The organism is Enterobacter cloacae complex sp. IR5412, from assembly GCF_049237385.1.
GTDB classification, from domain to species: domain Bacteria; phylum Pseudomonadota; class Gammaproteobacteria; order Enterobacterales; family Enterobacteriaceae; genus Enterobacter; species Enterobacter intestinihominis.
Window position 1 is genome coordinate 81,571 of the sequence record NZ_JBMKHQ010000012.1, and the last position, 18,537, is coordinate 100,107.

Below are 18,537 nucleotides of genomic sequence, written 5' to 3' on the forward strand. Positions count from 1 at the left end.
TATAAAGAGGTATTCTATGAAATTAGATCTTAAATCATCGCCGCGCCATATTAAGCGTTTACAGAATATAGCAAAAGTCATTAGCGGCTTAGGCGATGTAAGAGTTGTAATAGACGACAATACCAAAGGACCGTATTTTGATCCTGTCAATAAAGTTTGTGTTTTACCAAACGGCGATTATAGCGATGATGACTTTGTCAGTCTGATTGAAGGTTTTACCTGTCATGAAGCTGGTCATGGTCGCTATACCGTCAGTGAGGTTTACAGTGACGCCTTTAATAGTGTTCTCATGTCATCTGAAGGGTTTACACGCTTCGATGACGGAATGAATGCAGAGTTTGAGAGCCTCGCTGAGAAACGTAAAGCTTATAGCAGGGCAAAACGTCTTACCGGGCTTATAAATCTGTTCGATGATGTACAGATGGAAGAGAAGGTTGGTAACGATTATCCGGATGCAAAGCGGCGGCTTGCAGCCACTTACGCACTGATGGTTAAAGCCGGAAGGATGACTCCTGATATATCTTCTCGTCCGGAAAATCCTGTCCTATTTATTGAGTGGTATCTGCTTAACTCATTGCGAGTAAAAGTCCTTCAGCAGGTAGGTCACAAAGAAACCCTCGATCCGTTTTTTGACTATGCCCAAAAGATACTTTCTCCAGTAATTTCTGATGTTGAGGAAATTTTTCATGATGCTCTTGGTTGTGAAAATACTCAGGGCTGTGAATCCCTTGCTCGTAAGACCCTGGCTCTTTTAGAGAGACTGCGGGATGAGGCAAAGGAACAACAGCAGCAGACAGAGCAGGAGGAGCAGGAGGCATATGATGAATCCGAGACCGATACCGATACCGAATCAGAAGATAAATCGCTTACGTCGACTGATAGTCGTGAGGATGATTCTGAGGACGATAGTGAAGGTCAGGCAGATACTTCCGATAACGCTGATCTTGCTCAAGAGGGATGTTCTGAGCCTTCAGAACTTGCTGAAGATAACGAGGGAAATAATGAACCCACCGGTGGCAATCCCACGGGTGATAACATTATTGAAGACGATACTGATGCGATTAACCCTTCCGAGAGTGAATCAGATGAAGCCAGTTCGACTAACGTTGAAGATGAAAGTAACTTTTCATCGGCTCAATGGGAGATACTGGCAGATTTGTTGGATGCCTTTCTTAGCAGTGATGAGGATAGCGAAGATTATCACGATGCTTTGGCTAAAGAGATTGAAGGTATTGCATCAAAAGTATCCGATGACGTGAAAGCCGAATTCGGTGCTTCTGAATGGGATATCCCTGATCTCCTTATCGATTTGAATGTTTACAATGAGGCTTTGTCTCTGAGTCATTCAATCGGTAGCGACTTGTCTGTTTTACAGCAGGTTAAAATGCGTGGCCGAAACAAAACTCATGAGCGTGGAATTACCTTCGATGGAAATCGATTAATTCTGTCACAAATGGGAGTTCGTGATGTCTTCAGAGCTCAAAGCGAATCTAAAAATAGAGGGCATGTTGGCCTCGTATTAGTTCGTGATATTTCAGCGTCAATGGCTAATGATGAAAGATATATTCATGCCATTAAGTCAGATCTTGCTTTATCGATGGCCGCTGAAAGTTTGTCAAAAATGCATGTCTCCAATATAGTTTTTCCCTTCAAGGAAAGTGAATTTGAGATTATCAAAACGTTTGATCAAAGCGTTGAGGAATCTCTATCGAAATTCACTCTTGGATGTAAGGGTTATTATACCCCTACGGGATCTGCTTTAATGGCAGCTGTTGATCTGTTACTTGACAGCCAATTCGATAGGAAAATAATTTTTCTTATAACTGATGGTTATCCGAATAAATCGGAATTTACTATCGTCGAAGTTATGGAAAAGGCTAAATGTAATGGAATAGAAATCGTTGGTGTTGGTATTAAGACTGATGAAATAATTGGTTTTGAAACGGACACTTTCGTAACAGTTGATGATACTTCTTTATTGTCTATTGAAGTCAGTAAGCTAGTTCATCAAATACTTTCTTAATAAACTCTACCCAATCGGGGCAAAAAGGCCCCGGTGGGTCTTTTTGCTCCATGAAGGAATAAGGAGCAAAATATGACTCAGATAAAAACTTACCGTGTAGAACATGAAAAAGTCGGTGCGATGCATAAAGTCCGTATTTTCGGACGTGTTGGTGAAGTTATAAGCAATGATAGCCCTCAGGAAAGAATCTTCCGCGAAGTCACTATAGCGGAGGGTAATAGCCAGCAGGCTGCGTTACTTGTAGATAACTACATACAGCGTCTTGAGAATAATGGCTTCACGACTGAAGCATAAATGTTGAGGGCCCCCGGGCCCTCTTTCTTAAATTCTGCGTTGTGGGTTTCTCCCTGTCTTCTGCACCGCAGAAGGCATTGAGAAACTCACAATGCCAGATAAGAGAGATCATCATGACTTATGCATCCCCGGCTCTTCGTCGTAAACCACAGGAAGTATCTGAACACTTTATTAAACTCGTTCATGCTCGAATTGCTGAAGTGTCTGGCTGGAAGTATATATTCGAAAGAATACCTGCTTTCAAAGACGCTTGTGCAAAAGCCCCGAGCCAGGTTCCTTGCCCGTTTACTGGCGCAGGGAAATCGAAGTTTCGTTTCCGACAAAAAGACCTTTATACCGGATGTGCGATCCATAATGACTTTCCGGTAAATGAGTTTTGCGACGGAATTGATGTTCTGGCGAAATATTATGAATTAAGTAAAACGCAGACTTGCAAAAAGATTCTCTCAGATTTTTTCGGGATGGATCTGCATGCTCCGTTAACTGACGCCGACATTGAAAATGAACGACGCTATAAATCAGCAGTTCGTGCCACAGAAACTCTTGACCGAGAGGAAGTGGCAAAGCGAATGCGAAAACTTGATGTGATGTATCACTATACCGGTGAAATAAAGCCTAATACTCCTGTTGCTTTGTACCTCCGTAATCGTGGGATCTCCCGCTTACTGAGTCACTTACCAAAGGATTTAGGCTTTAATAACCGGATCTACTATTGGGATAAAGATAAGCAGAAATCGATTATCTATCCGGGAATGATTGCAATCTATCGTGACACCCGAGGTCGGCCTCTGACTATCCATAGAACATACGTAGACAAAAACGGTGATAAGGCACCTGTAGAAAATCCAAAGCTGATGATGAAGCCTCCTGCCGATATGACAGGTGGCTCAATTCAGTTGTTTGACCCTCACTATGATTCAGGTAGTTCGACCTGGACACTGGGAGTGGCTGAAGGGATCGAGAATGCGCTTTCTGTTGTAGAAGCGACTTCAACACCATGCTGGGCAGCCAGCTCCGCATGGTGCCTTGAAAACGTTACTGTTCCTGATTTTTTACTGCCTCCGCCGGATGTAAAATATATAAACTTTTATATCTGGGCGGATAAGGATATTGCTAACTCACAAGGCACTCGTGCCGGTATCGAAGCTGCTCAGCGACTTCAAAGCCGCATGGTTGAGTTTTTGGCTAAACGATATCCCGCATCAAAGCTGACAATTGAAGTCTTCGAACCAGCACAAGATATTCCTGATGGGAAAAAGGGTATCGACTGGAACGATGTTCTCCAGTTAACAGGGCAGGATGGATTCCCGATTCACTGGGCTCCTGAATGTCTTAATCAGCTGTAACAACGATAACTCCCCCGCATTTTGCGGGGGGGGTTATCTTATCAATATTATTTTTTAAATTGTATTGATAAGATAACCGCTTTCCTTCGTGATAATTACCTGCCTTTAAGGTCTTTTCACGGCTGAGATGCTTGCTCAGTTAAATAAATGTGCGGTACTACTGGCTATGGTCGGTTGTATGACATGGTTATTCCATAAACTATTAAAACCCATAACGGGAGTATTACCGTTATGGTGATGCTCGTCGTTTTACATCGGAGAGCATTTTAATGAATTTTCAAACTAACGAAGTTTTTAATAAATTTGCTGCTGTTATAAAATCGCGCATCGTCAATGAACCATCGTCATGCTATTTGCTGCATGATAATGAGATAGATATAACGATTTTGAAACATGGCATATTAGAAAATGACAGAAACCTGTTGTACGTAGTTCGTCCTTCAGGAACGTGTTTGTTGCGTTGTGACAAATATTTCTATCCGAAATATTATCTTCGTTGCCGTGGAGATTATAAGTCATTCATATATGTCCATCTTGATCTACATAGTGGTGAAGCTAAAGAAATCACATGGGAGCAAGCAGACGATATGCTGTCTAGTCCAGGAAAACCCCCATTAAAAGGAAATCTTGGACGATTTGAGTATATAAAAGTTGTGGTTGAGGACCTTCGTATTCGAGGTTACGCTGATTATCTTCCTGCGTATAATCTTGATGACCTTCGCCGTTTTGCCTTACAGGACGACCGCCCATCCCTTGTCAGATACATTGACAATGTAATGGCAACGGTCTGATTGGTTGCTAATTGATTTACATATTTTCCCTGATGGCCAACCTGCATCAGGGAGGCCTCAATAACGACTGGAGGCTGTATGAAGTTAGCTACGGACCTGGTAAAAGCTATTTTGATTAGAAATGGTGTTGAACCAGTAAATATAAGCGAATCATCTAAATTATCTTTGAAACAACCACTGACAGAACTTAAATTCAGTTTATATTTGCGAACTGAGCATTTATCTCACTTCCTACCCGGTTATGTTTATTCTATAAAAGAATGTCCACTGTCATATGACATCGGGATCGAAATTCAGAAAATCTTCGAAAGTTTACATTTGTTAAACGAAGAATTTGAATCCCTCGGTTTTGTTTCTGTATGGATAGAAATGCATCAAAGCATTTTTGAACAAAGTCGGTTTAAGAAAAGTAACTTTACTTTTCGGGAGGAAGAGGTCGAGCTTGCTAAAGGGCTTGTTTGTTCTCACAATTCACAAATAAGTAATGCGGCTTATTTCTGGCTTCAGCACTTTGAGGAGTTTATGATTTATGTTCGTAATAAGCTTATCGACCTCTTTCGAGAGGCCTATGACCTGATCCTTGGAATGCAGCAAGTATTTTTCATTCGGGAAAAGGAAGAGCTGTTGAAAACTATAAGTTATGGGGATGACCTGTATGAGGTGAAATTAATGGCGGCTGAGCTTTACTCTATCGAACAGAACTTAAAGTGTTCTGAATCGATAAGTACAAAATCTCAAGCTTCGGCATATATTAACCGCATCCGTGAGTTTGTGCGTTCGGGGTGGAGGCAGGGCTATATAGTCTGCCATCATAAGCGAAGTAATCAAATCTCATCATTGTCATTACCGATGTACTTGAAAGATACGTCAGGCCGAAGTGCTCGAAAGCGAGTAAAACGTCTTATATCTTCTACAGTTTGTGGTAGAAATAAAGATTTAGGTCTTACAGATTTTTAATTAAATTATACCCATGTGGGGATCACACCCCATATGGGAGTGATCCCTTTTTTATTGAGAGAGGATCACATGAAAATTATCGAAAAAATCATTAATGCCTTTTTGGTTGTTCAACATAAAAAAATACAGGTTAAAAACATTACATTTTTAGACAATGGGCAGGGCATGTTCTCTGGTATGTCTTTTGATGCTGATGTTTCACTGGAGTTTATGTATGAATCAGCAAAAGCATATAGTTCTTGTTTCTGTGATATTCCCTTTCCAGGTTTTGAAGATGCAAATCTGGAGGAAATTACGAAATTTCAATTAGATGCTTTGAAGCAAAGAAAGAATCATTCTTTCATTGTTAACCATTTGAGGTTTCCTATAGTTTTAAGGGAAGGGTGCAAAATCGAAAGAGGAGAAGTCTATTCAATTTCGAATTGCACTTATAATAAAGAAAGATTGCAGTATCTTTTTTCTCAGGATATTTACGGTAAGTTGTATAATTCCTTAGAGAAAGAATTAAGCTCGTTTTTCTCATTTATCAATGTTGAGGTGCACGAGTTGTTAAAAGATGCTGTATGCTTTGCATTAAAAATCCTGAATAAGATATCTTTGGATACACCTGAAAGACTTATTAAAGCTTTTAATTATCGTGACTGGTATTGTAGTTACGATGTTGAGCTTTTTAGGAAAGGCTTACCTGGTCATATTCTGGAAGAGCTCATTGCTCCAGATATCTTACTTTCAGACCTTAACGGTTGTAGAAAAATACTTAGAAATGCAAAACGATTTCTAAATGGACATACAAAAACCAATTGTGTTTATATTAAATATGAATGGTGGTTGGGGCCTGTGGATACCTCACACTCAGCTAAGTTGATGTCTGACAAAGAAATTAACAACCGAAGTGACTTGAAGAATTTTTCAAAGGTCTTTTTCAAAGAGTGTTTAAGTTCTGGTAAGTCGGAATATGAAAACCATCTTAGTGAAAAAGAACATGCGCTTCGCTACAATTATTAATTAAAATTATTTTCTCCCATAGGGATTTCTCCCTTTGGGAGAAATCCCTCTATTAAGAGGGTATTTAAATGAATGCGATACAAAAGTTAGTTGAATCTATTCTTGTTAAAATGGGTTTTGTTGGCGCTGTAGTGGAAAATATATATTTGGATTCAAAACCATTTCGGCATATTCGATTTGTGGCTGATATTCCAGTAATATCTTTTCTACCTCATTTGGTGAAATATCTTAAGGGCGCAGACCATCTTTACTGTGGTAACGATGATTTGCATCCTCTTTTCATTTATTTTTCCGAAGCGGCTACATTAAAAGCAGGCCCTGTAAATCTCGCGAACTTTCGTTTTGAAGTTTCTATAGCTTCAACTCATTTACGACTGGTCTCAGAGCAGCCTGATTTGCTTATCAAAGGATTTAACCGGGATAATCTAGAATACGTTTATTACCGCTCAGATTTGGCCTCTAAGGATCTTATACTAGGCCTTGTTGAACACGGTTCTCCTTTCATAAAACATCTACATGGACTTATACAAAAGCGAATTTTAAACGAGTTCTCTCTGATTTTTTCTGTTCTTGAAAAGATTTTAGAAAGCGCGAAGCCACAAATTCTTGCTTGCTTCCATAGTGTTGATTATGAAATGAACGTAAAAATAATAGCCGAAGCTATACCTGAAACTGTATCTAATCAGATAGTCACATCTGATTATATAGTTAATTCTATATCAGATGCGGACAAGTTTATAAATCATGTTCGTCGCTATTTAGCAGGCAGGGTAATGAAGAGGCGGATATACGCTGAATTAGATGTTTGTGAAGAAACATCAAATATTTCACTAGTGAACTTAGGATGCTTTACGTCTCCTCTGCTCGTTACGGAATATCAAATGTTTAAGCCACACTCTTCAGGGTTATATCGAAAAGCTATAAACAACTCCTTAAAACAGTTCAAACCAGAAATGCATTTACCTTCTGAAGAACTCTTTTATAATTAATCTAACCCATCCGGGAACTTGCTTCCCGGTGGGAAGCACTTCCTTTTTAGTCATGAGGTAGTGTAAATGTTTAAAGAATCTGACCACGTGGAATTTGTTAGTGCCTTTCTTTATCAAAATTTAGGCCTTAATGTTCCCGCTGACGATATAACCGTTCAATTATCTGATACTTCGTTCGACAAAGTAACCTTTGATTACGATGTAGATATCGATAATTTAAATTGTATGTTGGATCTCTACATATCTGAACTAATAAAGCACAACGCATCTTACTCCGATTCTATTCTTTTGAAACAAAAAATAATTTATTTTCTTGGAGTATTTAAGAATTTCGGATTTTTTACGTTTGATATTCGCGGATATAGTAATACTTTAAGCCCAGTTAAAGTTATTGATATTGTTTCAATGATTATTAATGACTGTGAAGAGTTATCTAAAGCTAATTCTTCTACTGATGCTATAAGAAATCTTTATCTCGATAAAATGAAGGTGGATGGGAAAGTGTTAGTTGCGAAATTTGCACTTAAACAGTTTTTTCATTCCGACTTTGGTGACTTTATCTCATTTGTCGAGAAAAGAATTACAGATTGTCTTAATGAAACTTTAAGGATTATCAAAGCTGTTGAACATGGCTTTGTACGTGTTGGGCAGCATAAGATTAATCGCCGTATTAATGATGACTTAAAGTTATGCATTGATTTCAATACTGATGATTATCCGGCAAATATGCCAGATATATATATTAAGTTTAACGATACATTTGATGGGAACGGGGCGTTATATTGTGACAATGATGCCCTCATATCCCTCTATACCGATGTTGCTTCAATTATCAATGTGCCGGTGATGATGGAAGTAAGATTGATCAATAAAAGAGGGCGTGTTGTCTGTGATTCTTCGCATTCAACTTACGTATCTCTCGAAAGTAATGACCGATACAGAGTAACTGATCGCACATTACTAATAACTGAAGCTTTTGACGATTTTCGTAACGCGTCTCAATGATCCTTTTGCTTCAGTCCAAAAAAGTAACTTTGGTTGGCTGAAGACACTTGTCTATGACAATGTAAAATCTGTCGCTGGCATCTTCTTTTAGCTTAACCAAACTTTTATCTAACCCAGTGGGGAAGTCGCTTCCCTTCTGGGGCACTTCCTCTCAAATTTGAGGTAGTGTATATGACACATTCATCTGATGATAAAAACTATGTCCGAGCAGTTCTGAGCTATCTTGGCATAGATTTTGATGAGGCGGATATAGTATTAAGTGTTTGCCATTGTCAAAGTGACGAGCTTTCTTTTACCTGTAATATCAAAGCTATTGAACTCAAGAATGCTGTTGATTTATATGTCGATAGTATCTCTGAGAATGAAATAGAAGCTTTAAACAGAGAATCTTTAAAATCTCGACTCTGTTACTTTCTTGAGGTGTTTGACGCAGTCTCTGGTCAGTACCTTGAGATTTCAGGAAAACACTTTGCAACTAGCCGTTTTGAATATGATGATGTTTGTAGTGAAGTTCTTAGCATGTCTAATGATGTTTCTCAGTCGAAAGGTTATGACCGGGATGAATATAACAGACTGATGCAGGTTGATGGTCAGGTTATGATTGCCCGTTTTGCTTTGCAACAGTTCTGGGATACTCATTTTATTGGACTAATAACATTTGTATCTGAGTCTATAACATCGAGCCTCTATAAAGCTTATGAAACTTTTAGTGATATAAGTTTGGCTTGCTATAAACTGAGTGAATATTCTTATTCACGCTCTATCAACAGTGAATTGACCCTTAATATTTCACTTAAAGAAAATGACTTCTGTGAGGACCTATCTGATTGCTATATGGAAGATGAGGCTTTACCTTCTGGTAGGGTAATTTCTCGACGCAACAATGACTCCATAATAAGTATTTATGAGAGCTATGCTGCGGCTTCTTATATTCCGATGATTGCATCTTTGGAAGTCGTTGATGAATACGGCGAAGTGGTTACTGACCTCTGCCATACCGTTTATGTTTCAGAGTTAACCGGTGGGCGGATTAAAATCCACGACCGTAATGACTTAGTATCTGAAGTTTTCGATAACCTAAGAAATTTAAATCTTGCAGTTGGAGATTCAGTTTCACAAGCTGCTTGATTCTTTCCCTGATTTTGATTTTTTCTCACATACTCTTATGGCACGGTTTCCGTGCCTTTTTTTTGCCTCGCTTACAAGCGTCTACTCCTCTTCTACCTATCCCACCTTACATCACCACTTAAAATCTATCTTTCTAATTCCATTATCCTTTTCGTAGCCTCTAATGCTCTGGTATGAACATACTCTTTAAACTCAAAAAAGTGCTATTAACGAAAAAAAATCCCTAAAGAGATTTGTATACTGTTCTCAACCAAGGAGAGCTCATGAATGAACTAAAATCCAAAAACGAGAACAGTACCAAAAGCAACTTTCCCCCGGTTGATAATCAGTTTTGCTTTTACCATGTTGATTTCAGCATAGAACGACTACTTTCAACGGCCGAGGATCTCCAGTTTGAGTACATCTTCCAGAAACCTGGAAGTGAAGTAAGAAAGGATTTGGTTGAGCGATTCGAACGTGGAGAGCGCTTTGTTACAGCTTCACACTGTGACAATTTCTGTGAAATCCTTGGTTGTCAAGGCCATCAGGAAAATGCATAAACCCATAAACCTACATTTCCACTTTTAAGGATGTTCACTAAAGAATGATTGGAGAAAGTATTTTTGACTGGGTAATTTACGGAATATCCATTTTGATATTTGCCTCAGCACTAATTGAAGGAAAGACAACTCGCTACCCAGCACTTTTTTTCTATGGGAGTTTAATTTTAATGTTAATCCTGATAGTTGCTGGAGGCCTTAACTGGTGGTTCTACAGGTCAAAATATGGCGCAGTAATCGTTATCTTCACAGTGGTCTCTTTACTGATGACTCGATTCCGCCTGGTCATATATAAATTAAGATTAAGAAAGTTAGTTTCAGAAATCAGATTTCGTATAAAAACGGGTTTTCGTATAATTCTTGTTTTGTCGGATAATGAGGATGAGCGTAATGTTCTGCTGTCTATGCTTAGCAACGTATTGCCAGAGCAAACGCTTATTCACACGCGTGATGCTCTCGGACCTCATTCAGAGCCTATCCTAAAAGCTCTTGAGCTACATCATCAACAGGGAACAGGTTACATACTCGTCTGTGAACAACAAATCTCAGCGCGTACGTGGTTGAGTATCGTAGAAAATGGGAAACCTGATACATCTATAGCTGTTAATTTTCATTCGATCCCAGAAATGGAGTGATTTTTCAATGAGTAGAACCGTTTCACAAAGTGTCACAGAAGATTGTCTTTTTGATACCCGCACACAAGTCAGATTACAACTAAGTCGAAGCGTTCATAAAACGCTGGCATCTGCTAAAGAAATTTTACAGGGAAGGGGGGTTGATTCGGTCTCTATTGAAGATCTTGTGCGAGCCTGTCTTGAAGAGAACCAGCCAATTGATCTAGCCTCACTTTACCTTGAAAATCTCTTAAAACAGAAAGGTACCAGCATTTGCGATTTTTAGTGTTTTCAAACCTATTAGATAAAATGCCGGTTGTGTTTATATAACATCAATAATTTCATGCAACAGGTAAAACATGAGTACTCAAAAGCAACTTTCCAGAACTACCGGCACTGAACGTATGTTTAAGGAAGAGCTGGCGTTATCCTTAATTTGTTGGGTTTTCACCAGTCCTTTTACCAACTGGACCGATAAAGTCTTCAGTGGTATTGAAGTTCCGTCTGAAGGACCGTCATCATTACGGGGTGAGACAGAAAAATTCTTTCGTTTTGTCGTTAATGAAGAAGGCTACGACGCAGGAAGGGCTGCTATTGGTCTTGACCTATGTTGTTTTTCACTTCCGTTGTGTTTGTTCCCGGACGCTGCCCTGTCTGAGGAAGAGGTTATGAGTAAGTTAACCGGAGAAGTTATCCATGGAATTCTTCTTTCCTTACCTGAGTTTATTGATATGCCAGAAGTGCTCGCTTACCAGGTCAGGGATGAAATTCTTGCTTTTAACACTCGCTGTGGAGACGGGATCTTTCATGGTTGGAACACGGCTTCAGAATTGTGGAAGTTTGAAATCTTTCCCCGCACCACCATCATGATGCAGCATACTTCGGCAATACATTAAAATTAGGCGGGGCAGAATGCATAAAAAACTTTTTCTTCTCGAATGGAAACCCTGTCAGAGCCGCGTATGGGCCGGTTGGATGGCCCTGTGGTTGACTATCAGTTTTCTGATGTTATCTGCCTTGCTTATGACAGATCATCTCCTGAACAAAGTCATCCTGCCGCCAACATGGTTGTTGATCTGGTTTTCGCCAATGCTGGGGTTTTTGATAAAAGTTCGCGTCGTCGAAACTCAACATTTCCTGGAGCATGACCTCTGTGTTGCAGGTTTCTCTTTTTACCGCTGGAAGAGGTTAGTTTCTCCCGGGCTTTGGTCAGTTGACTGTATAAATGGTCGTTTTCGCCTCAATCGGATCACCCAGGTGGGTAAGACTATCCACTATCCATGGCGTCTCCATTATCATCCTTTGTTCATGAGCCCTATCGAACATAAATCGCATGCTGTGAAAGCTGTTTCAAAATGACTTCTTTAGAGGTTTACATGACATTTATGTTCTGCAAGGTCAGCCTGGGCAGCAAAATTGATTGGAAATAACATGAGCCTGGAGAAACGTATGAGTTATGACGATTTGCCCTATTTTCGTGACCAGATTCTGGAACGCATCGACTCGCTCAAGTGTTTTCTTTCGAACACCCCCCCGATGATGGCAAACCTGATGACTGTCTCCACCGTATCTAGAACAGAAGAGCGCTTGAAGCAGGTTAAACCCATCAGGGTTAGTATTAAAGACGATGCTTCGGTTGAGGAAATTATTCAGGCACTTACTGACATCTGTGTGGATGACATAGAGTCATTAAGTCATGATTCCACCAAAGTAACCACTAAATACCCGGGTCTAATCATTGTCCCCGAAAGAGCAGATCTTCTCGAAAGCTTGATCACTTCTATAAACGAAGCAAAAAATGATTTTGCTGCGGCAATGAGGCGTATCGATAATAAAAAGAATGTCCGTTTTGATAAAGTGCACAAGAAGCTCCCGGGCCTTGTCGCTATGCACTCAACAAGAAATATCCTTTTCATCAAGTCCCAGCTTAAAAAAGTTACTTTTTCATGGCGGCTAAACCGAAACCAGGAAGTTAAAACAGCAGAGCAACTTGTGAGTTTGTTGGAGCGCAGGAGAGCCTCAGAAGTAAAAAATGTAGCAACTACCAATTTGAATGTCGTGTCTAATATCGATAAGGCTTTACACCGTCTTGAATTTCACCCACTGAAGCAGGGCGAATCTTATCGCCTTTGTCGAACTAACTCTTTCCCTGTTCCGATTGCTCACATTTTTGCATTTAGGCCTGAAGGGCAGGAACGAAACGGGAATAAATATGCTGAGACTGATTATTCAGTAGTAAAAGCATCCTTGCCCATTTTCGCAGCAGGCAACATACCTCAATTAAAAACGCTCTCTGACTGGGCTCCTGAAAACAGCCAGGGTCCGTCCAACCAACGGAAGCTGAGCCTGAAATATACAGAACTCGTGCCGGGGGCTGAGCTGGGCATTTTCATTGTCAGCCCCGAAAATTAAGGAACAACAATGCAATGGATTTCCACAGCCAGCCAGAAAATCGATGAGCGTCTCTATCGTGTCTGCGTCTGGGTAAAAAAATATCACGCTGATGCGATTAACCGCGTTGTGCTAACCGTTGATCTAAGTAAAGCCCGACATGACCCTGACGAGGACCAGGTAAGAGCAGAGCTGCTGTGCGGCCATTATTTTTTGCTTCGTAAGGAAAACGCTTCGAACTCTGCGCCTGACGATCAAAAGTTTGCTTTCCTGCCTGACGGGCGCAATCTGTGTTGGCAGACCGCAACCCCGGTGCTTCAGCATCTCCTACTCAATAAAAACGTTCCTGAGTCGCTGAGGTTGCTTACGGACTACATACATATGCGTCTGGCCAGGCTGACAATGGTACCTATGTCCGGAACCATCATGAACGAGGCTCTGCTGGACAGCATCAGCTGGGTTAAGGTGGATTTGACCTACTTCTGGCAGTACGAACAGCTCAGCTCTCATCTGGGACCCATCCAGATAACCCACAAGGCACTTGTACGCTTCGGGCACCTGGCAAAGAATGATGAAAACTCCAGTGCCATAAGAATTCTGCGTCAGCGTCTGTCTTCAGAATTCTTACAAGAATTTCAGATGGCTGAGGATGAGCTAAAGCGCAAACAGTCGTTGATGGGCACCATGGACGTGAAAATGCTGTTTCATGCTCATTACCCCAGCCAGAAGATGCTGGTGGCTCGATATAAAAATGGTTGGGTAATGGTGGATTGTTTTCTGTTTCACCATACCAAACCTAAGAAAAAAGCAAAAAACAAAACTACTGTGGCTAAGCCTCAACTTAAACAGACTAAAAGAGAAGGGAGTGAAAATGGAACTGGGCATTATGGTGTGCATCGTGTTGTTACTCTCAGTGGCGGCGGCGTGGATCAGTAATAAGACAGTTGATTTGCTCGAAAGATTCTATTTCAAGCGTCCGCTGAGCATGGAGTACGCGGCATGGCTACGTGTAATGTGTGCAGGCTTGTTATTAGTTTTTATTCAGGTTGCTCCCCAATTTACACTCCTGTATACCCTTAAACTTGTCACGCTTATTAATCTTGGAATCCAGACAATGAAATTAAATGGCGTGTACAAATATAAAAGGACGGGAATTTTGCCTCCGGGAGGGGCACTCTCTAATCTCACCAGACTTAACCCGTTCAAGAAAAAATAAAGTTATGCGCCCGTGAGGGCGCTATTCATCAAAGGCATTTCGCATAAGCTTGATCATGGCTTTTTTACCAGCTTCAATATTGCGAATGTAGCGCATAACCATTTCTTCATTCGACCAGTTCCCCATTTCCATAATCTGTGGTAGCGAGTAACCTTCAATATCCAGCTGTATCGCACCGCCTACACGAACGCTGTGCCCTGTCCAGTAACGGGTTTTAGTCTCATTTGGATAAAGCTCATTCCACATTTCTTTAAATGCCCGTAAAAGGGAATTTTTGCTGAGCATACCGGCATCGTCCACAGTGTCTTCCTCATCTTCATCGTTCAGAAGACTTTGTTTAGCACGGTAGGGCAGGTTATGCCGTTTAAGAAGCTCAGATAGCTCATTCCCTTTACTCCGAAGCTTCCAGCCGGGTGGCATATAGCCTGTATCATGGAAATTTACGGCCTGGAAAAGGTATTCATCCGGATGACTGTGCTGATCCATTTTCACAAGGTTCATCAATCTCAAGAGGCAGTTAGTTAACTGACGTGTCAGCCGGTAGGTAAGAAGTGTACTGATGTTCGTTTTTGTACGGTATACCGTCAGGTTAAATTCACCGGTCATACTATCCAGAGACAGATCTTTCAGACGTATACGGCGAATTTCGGATGAACGGAGCAGTGTTTCAAAGCCTGTCCAGATCAGGCACAGGTCACGAAGCTTACGAACTGAGTTTGTAGTACTGCGTAACTTTATCAGAGCCTTGAGATCGCCAATAAGAAAGGGAGTTGCCTGTTTAGTCGTCTTTCGCTTCCGGGCTTCCGATTGTTTTAAGGCTTCCAGCATGTACCATGCTTCAGACGTAATAATCCCGGGCAGGTTAAGCCCTTTTTTATGGATACTGTTTAAGGCCTGAAGACAGCTGTTTATGCTGCTTCGTGACAATTTGCCTTCAAGATGCCCCATAAACGCCAGCAGAGCTTCCTCAGACACGGGGAGCGAACTTACTGGCCAGTCTGTATGCAACCGGGCATTCGCCTGATACCATTCGTTCCATACTCGTAGCCAGTGCAGATAGGTTTTAGCTGTGTTGTATCTCAGATGGGAAAAGTAACGGATCAAGCGTGAAAGCTGTTTATCATGGTTGCCGAACGTTTCCAGCTGCTGATGCAATTCGCTTTCCGAAAACTGTCTGATCACTGATTGATTCTTCATCCTGCTCACCGGGATACACTGGTTTTATTTACAGTCATTTTAGCACTCATGTACCTGGTTATGAACAGGGTGGAAACAACGAAAAAGGTTGTGAAATCGTTAGGCTTAAGTGAAAAATGATATTAAGATTATCCCTGGCCAGTTGAGGCCTGTCTAAAGAAGGTTGATTATGTCTGACACAAAGCAGTCTTATTTAATGAAATTCCGTAAGTGTAGTTCGTTCGAAACGCTCGAAAAAGTATTTGAAAGGTTATGTGAAAAAAACTCGGGTGTCGCCTCTCTTGAAATTTCTGGTGCTTATGATCATCGTAAAGCTGAACTGACAATGAAAAAGTTATATGACAAAGTTCCTGCGAGTGTGTGGACCTTTGTTCGCGAGTAATTATTGATATTGGCACAACAAAAAGACTGTGTCTGGATTTGAAAATAGTTTATGCCCCTTTCGGGGCTAAAGGCACTGTAATAGCCTGTCTTTTTAACTTTCTTATTAAGTTCGGAGAAAGACTTTAATCATAAGCCAAGCCCACTGCTAAATACATCCGATATTCTCCTTAATTTTAGAAGTTGTGATAAAAGTTACTTTACCTAAACTTCTCTCTCCATATTTGTAAGGCTCTCATTTGATTCTTGTCAAACATTAATCTGGAAAACTAAAAAATCATTTCTTTTAATTCGTTTTACAGAAATCCTCCTCCGTTATTTCGGATATAGTTTGAATAATTATCAAAAACGGGGTGCAGCCATGCGTAAGAGTTACACATTTGGTATTCCATTTGGACTCCAGAGAGAATCAGGACTCTTTTTAGATATTACAGAGGTCAGCCGGGGTATCGACTGTAACTGCATCTGCCCCGCTTGCAAAACTGATCTGTTAGCAAAGCAGGGGGAGGTCAAGCTTTGGCATTTCTCACACAGTACTGCTGTAGCCGGTGACTGTGATGGTCTGATGGAAGCCATCCGGGGAAAAATTATTGAAGTCATCAACGAGCACCAGGTTCTTGGTTTCCCAAATCTTCTCGCTGGCGACGATGGTGGGCCGGTTTCACTGAATGAGGTTATTGGAAGCGGCAGTATGTTCGGAGGCACAGCTGATCTGTTCGTAAAGGTTAATGATTTATGTGTGGCCGTCTTTCTGGACAGGGATCGTAGCATTTCTGCGAAGTTAACCTTTGACCACCTTCATCCTTCCGAAAGAGTTGCCGCATTGCGTATCGATCTTCCAGATATTGAATATGAAATCAGTCAGGTGCAGCTCGGGCGACGTAAAACAACATACAGTGAGTGCATTGAAAGCCTGATCATTGATGAGACCAGTTCCCGGGAATGGCTATATCATCCATTAATGCATGAACTTGAATCTGAACCTCTTCAGGAGTATCGGGGACGGGAGCCTTCAGAGGAAGGGCCTCTTCTTCAGCGCCTTGCTGACTGTAAGATGAAATTGCCTGATATCCTTCCGGGCAGTCATAACGCGTTAGTCAGGTTACAGCAGGATACGATTGTATGTCTGTGTAGGTTAACGGTTCGGGCTTATGACATCGCTCAGACCGATGAATTTCCTTTGTTCCTTCGCTATTTCAGGTTGCACTGCCTGGAAAACAGCGAACATGTCAGTTACGAAAGACTGATCTGCTGGCAGGAAATGATTTCAAAAACCCAGGAAGGCCAGTCCTTGACACAAAACGAACTTGAATATCTTCATGAGATTGTCCGCATCGCCTTATACAATCACCGGCTTAACAATGTCAGTATTTCAGATGTTAAAAACCATGACACAGGAAAGGAGAGCGGCAGGGTAGAGCCACAAAACTATTCACTCTTATAAATAAATTGGGCTTTGCGCATTAAACCCTTGCCGCAGGAGGTGTACCGCATATCCGGCACAGACAGTCAGTTTTTCTGGCAGCTTAAATTTGACACAGCTTAATATAGTGATTCATTAAACAGGTTCAGTATGCTGCCAGAACGTTTTAGTCGTTATGGGCGTCCGTTAGTTTTCTACTAACTGAACGACGACCAGCCTGCCGCCTTCCTCCTTTGACAGAACAAACTGAGCGTTATTCGTCAGTTCAATTTTTTCCCCAATGGCAATCTGTCGTTTATCCGGTAATGACATAAGCCCATTTATGCCTTCATTTACTAACCACCACTGATCGTTATGGAAAACAAAATACCCAACTCGTTTCCTTTGCAAATCGGTTGTACGCTCATTTGGCGCAATGAGGCGATTCACATGCCACGCATAGATTGACTGCCCGCTCCACACCATCAACCGGTGGTCGTCAGGACGATAACTGCCTTCCTTTCGGGAAGAATATAAATTTAGAACCGGTAATTTACCCTTGTATGGCGTACCGCAGTAGGGACAAACCGGCTTTGTCTTACCCGAGAAAACGTACCATTTCTGTTCACACGCCTTGTTCTGGCAGGGCTGTATCAGATCGACTGTTTTAACCAGGGCGCTTTCCCACTCATCGGCGGTCGGGCGTTTAGTGGCATCGTGTAAGCCATCTATAAAGGCGCGCTCAAACAAAGGTGTCAGATAAGGGCCCATGATGGTGTAAGGAATTTTCTCCGGGTCAGCCCAGGGCAGTGAAAAGGACGATAGCTGACTGACTTTGACTGCATTGCTTTTGTCTGTCGGATGTTCAATGAAGAGTGCCTTCTCACCCATAGATAAGGTCTCATCACGTACTTCATCCGACATGTCATGTATTTTTCCGCCACGTAGCGGATGACGGAAGAACAGATACATGTAGATAAGCACCGACAGCGCATGACGGTCAGTAGTAATGCTTGGCAATACGCGGTTCGGATCCTCTTTGGAAAGATGACTGGTTTTCACCACTTCCGGAGCGATAAAATCCGGGGTGCCCACCACGTCGGGAGGATACTTTCCAGGGACAACCAGGCCGTCTACGTCAATGATGCAGGCATGTCCCATTTCTGGATCGATAAGCACGTTTTTATAGCTTAGATCGCTGTGACAGAGACCTGCCGCATGCATCCTTCTGACGGCTCTTGTCAGCAGCAGACAGACCT

General features: G+C 41.4%; 20 protein-coding genes. 18 read left to right on the plus strand and 2 right to left on the minus strand.

The window, feature by feature from the left end; all coding sequences use genetic code 11:
- Window positions 1–16: 16 nt before the first annotated feature.
- The 16 genes from ACOTX2_RS19000 (at window position 17) to ACOTX2_RS19075 (ending at window position 14,018) form a co-directional block, all read left to right on the plus strand.
- On the plus strand, window positions 17–2,023 hold the full coding sequence (locus ACOTX2_RS19000; protein ID WP_000762700.1) for a VWA domain-containing protein: 2,007 nt from the start codon (window positions 17–19) through the stop codon (window positions 2,021–2,023).
- Between the two features lie 72 nt (window positions 2,024–2,095).
- Window positions 2,096–2,317: a hypothetical protein gene (locus ACOTX2_RS19005; RefSeq protein ID WP_000192120.1), complete on the plus strand. Its 222-nt coding sequence runs from the start codon at window positions 2,096–2,098 to the stop codon at window positions 2,315–2,317.
- A 113-nt stretch (window positions 2,318–2,430) separates the two neighbouring features.
- The gene (locus ACOTX2_RS19010; protein WP_000220379.1) at window positions 2,431–3,663 is read left to right on the plus strand and encodes a DUF7146 domain-containing protein; all 1,233 of its coding nucleotides are present in this window, start codon (window positions 2,431–2,433) and stop codon (window positions 3,661–3,663) included.
- Between the two features lie 269 nt (window positions 3,664–3,932).
- Window positions 3,933–4,454: a hypothetical protein gene (locus tag ACOTX2_RS19015; protein WP_001011130.1), complete on the plus strand. Its 522-nt coding sequence runs from the start codon at window positions 3,933–3,935 to the stop codon at window positions 4,452–4,454.
- Window positions 4,455–4,532: 78 nt separating this feature from the next.
- On the plus strand, window positions 4,533–5,411 hold the full coding sequence (locus ACOTX2_RS19020) for a hypothetical protein (RefSeq protein ID WP_000762003.1): 879 nt from the start codon (window positions 4,533–4,535) through the stop codon (window positions 5,409–5,411).
- Between the two features lie 69 nt (window positions 5,412–5,480).
- Entirely contained in the window at window positions 5,481–6,416 is a 936-nt protein-coding gene (locus ACOTX2_RS19025) for a hypothetical protein (RefSeq protein ID WP_000691119.1), read from the plus strand.
- 68 nt (window positions 6,417–6,484) lie between these two features.
- A complete protein-coding gene (locus ACOTX2_RS19030) occupies window positions 6,485–7,405 on the plus strand; it encodes a hypothetical protein (protein ID WP_044704555.1) in 921 nt (306 codons plus the stop codon).
- Between the two features lie 66 nt (window positions 7,406–7,471).
- The gene (locus ACOTX2_RS19035) at window positions 7,472–8,410 is read left to right on the plus strand and encodes a hypothetical protein (RefSeq protein ID WP_000472041.1); all 939 of its coding nucleotides are present in this window, start codon (window positions 7,472–7,474) and stop codon (window positions 8,408–8,410) included.
- 171 nt (window positions 8,411–8,581) lie between these two features.
- Window positions 8,582–9,538: a hypothetical protein gene (locus tag ACOTX2_RS19040; protein WP_000149830.1), complete on the plus strand. Its 957-nt coding sequence runs from the start codon at window positions 8,582–8,584 to the stop codon at window positions 9,536–9,538.
- A gap of 263 nt (window positions 9,539–9,801) precedes the next feature.
- Window positions 9,802–10,077: a hypothetical protein gene (locus ACOTX2_RS19045; RefSeq protein ID WP_001004200.1), complete on the plus strand. Its 276-nt coding sequence runs from the start codon at window positions 9,802–9,804 to the stop codon at window positions 10,075–10,077.
- A 44-nt stretch (window positions 10,078–10,121) separates the two neighbouring features.
- Complete coding sequence (locus ACOTX2_RS19050) at window positions 10,122–10,712, plus strand: hypothetical protein (protein ID WP_000578891.1); 591 nt, start codon at window positions 10,122–10,124, stop codon at window positions 10,710–10,712.
- A 7-nt stretch (window positions 10,713–10,719) separates the two neighbouring features.
- The gene (locus ACOTX2_RS19055; RefSeq protein WP_001371933.1) at window positions 10,720–10,977 is read left to right on the plus strand and encodes a hypothetical protein; all 258 of its coding nucleotides are present in this window, start codon (window positions 10,720–10,722) and stop codon (window positions 10,975–10,977) included.
- A gap of 73 nt (window positions 10,978–11,050) precedes the next feature.
- A complete protein-coding gene (locus ACOTX2_RS19060) occupies window positions 11,051–11,587 on the plus strand; it encodes a hypothetical protein (RefSeq protein WP_000107167.1) in 537 nt (178 codons plus the stop codon).
- Between the two features lie 16 nt (window positions 11,588–11,603).
- Window positions 11,604–12,050, plus strand: a complete 447-nt coding sequence (locus ACOTX2_RS19065; protein ID WP_000549069.1) for a hypothetical protein — start codon at window positions 11,604–11,606, stop codon at window positions 12,048–12,050.
- 90 nt (window positions 12,051–12,140) lie between these two features.
- Window positions 12,141–13,103, plus strand: coding sequence for a DNA replication terminus site-binding protein (locus tag ACOTX2_RS19070; protein ID WP_000119428.1), 963 nt, complete (start codon window positions 12,141–12,143; stop codon window positions 13,101–13,103).
- 9 nt (window positions 13,104–13,112) lie between these two features.
- Window positions 13,113–14,018, plus strand: coding sequence for a hypothetical protein (locus ACOTX2_RS19075; RefSeq protein WP_001198595.1), 906 nt, complete (start codon window positions 13,113–13,115; stop codon window positions 14,016–14,018).
- 301 nt (window positions 14,019–14,319) lie between these two features.
- Here the strand turns inward: ACOTX2_RS19075 and ACOTX2_RS19080 are convergent, their stop codons facing one another.
- Complete coding sequence (locus ACOTX2_RS19080) at window positions 14,320–15,495, minus strand: tyrosine-type recombinase/integrase (RefSeq protein ID WP_000795949.1); 1,176 nt, start codon at window positions 15,493–15,495, stop codon at window positions 14,320–14,322.
- Between the two features lie 169 nt (window positions 15,496–15,664).
- Between ACOTX2_RS19080 and ACOTX2_RS19085 the strand changes: the two genes are divergently transcribed.
- Window positions 15,665–15,877, plus strand: coding sequence for an Hha/YmoA family nucleoid-associated regulatory protein (locus ACOTX2_RS19085; protein ID WP_001285422.1), 213 nt, complete (start codon window positions 15,665–15,667; stop codon window positions 15,875–15,877).
- Between the two features lie 360 nt (window positions 15,878–16,237).
- Window positions 16,238–17,320: a hypothetical protein gene (locus ACOTX2_RS19090; protein ID WP_001232447.1), complete on the plus strand. Its 1,083-nt coding sequence runs from the start codon at window positions 16,238–16,240 to the stop codon at window positions 17,318–17,320.
- A 165-nt stretch (window positions 17,321–17,485) separates the two neighbouring features.
- On the opposite strand, the gene ACOTX2_RS19095 is transcribed toward ACOTX2_RS19090, so the two are convergent.
- The coding region (locus ACOTX2_RS19095; protein ID WP_421625957.1) for a helix-hairpin-helix domain-containing protein at window positions 17,486–18,537 on the minus strand (1,052 nt) is incomplete at its 5' end.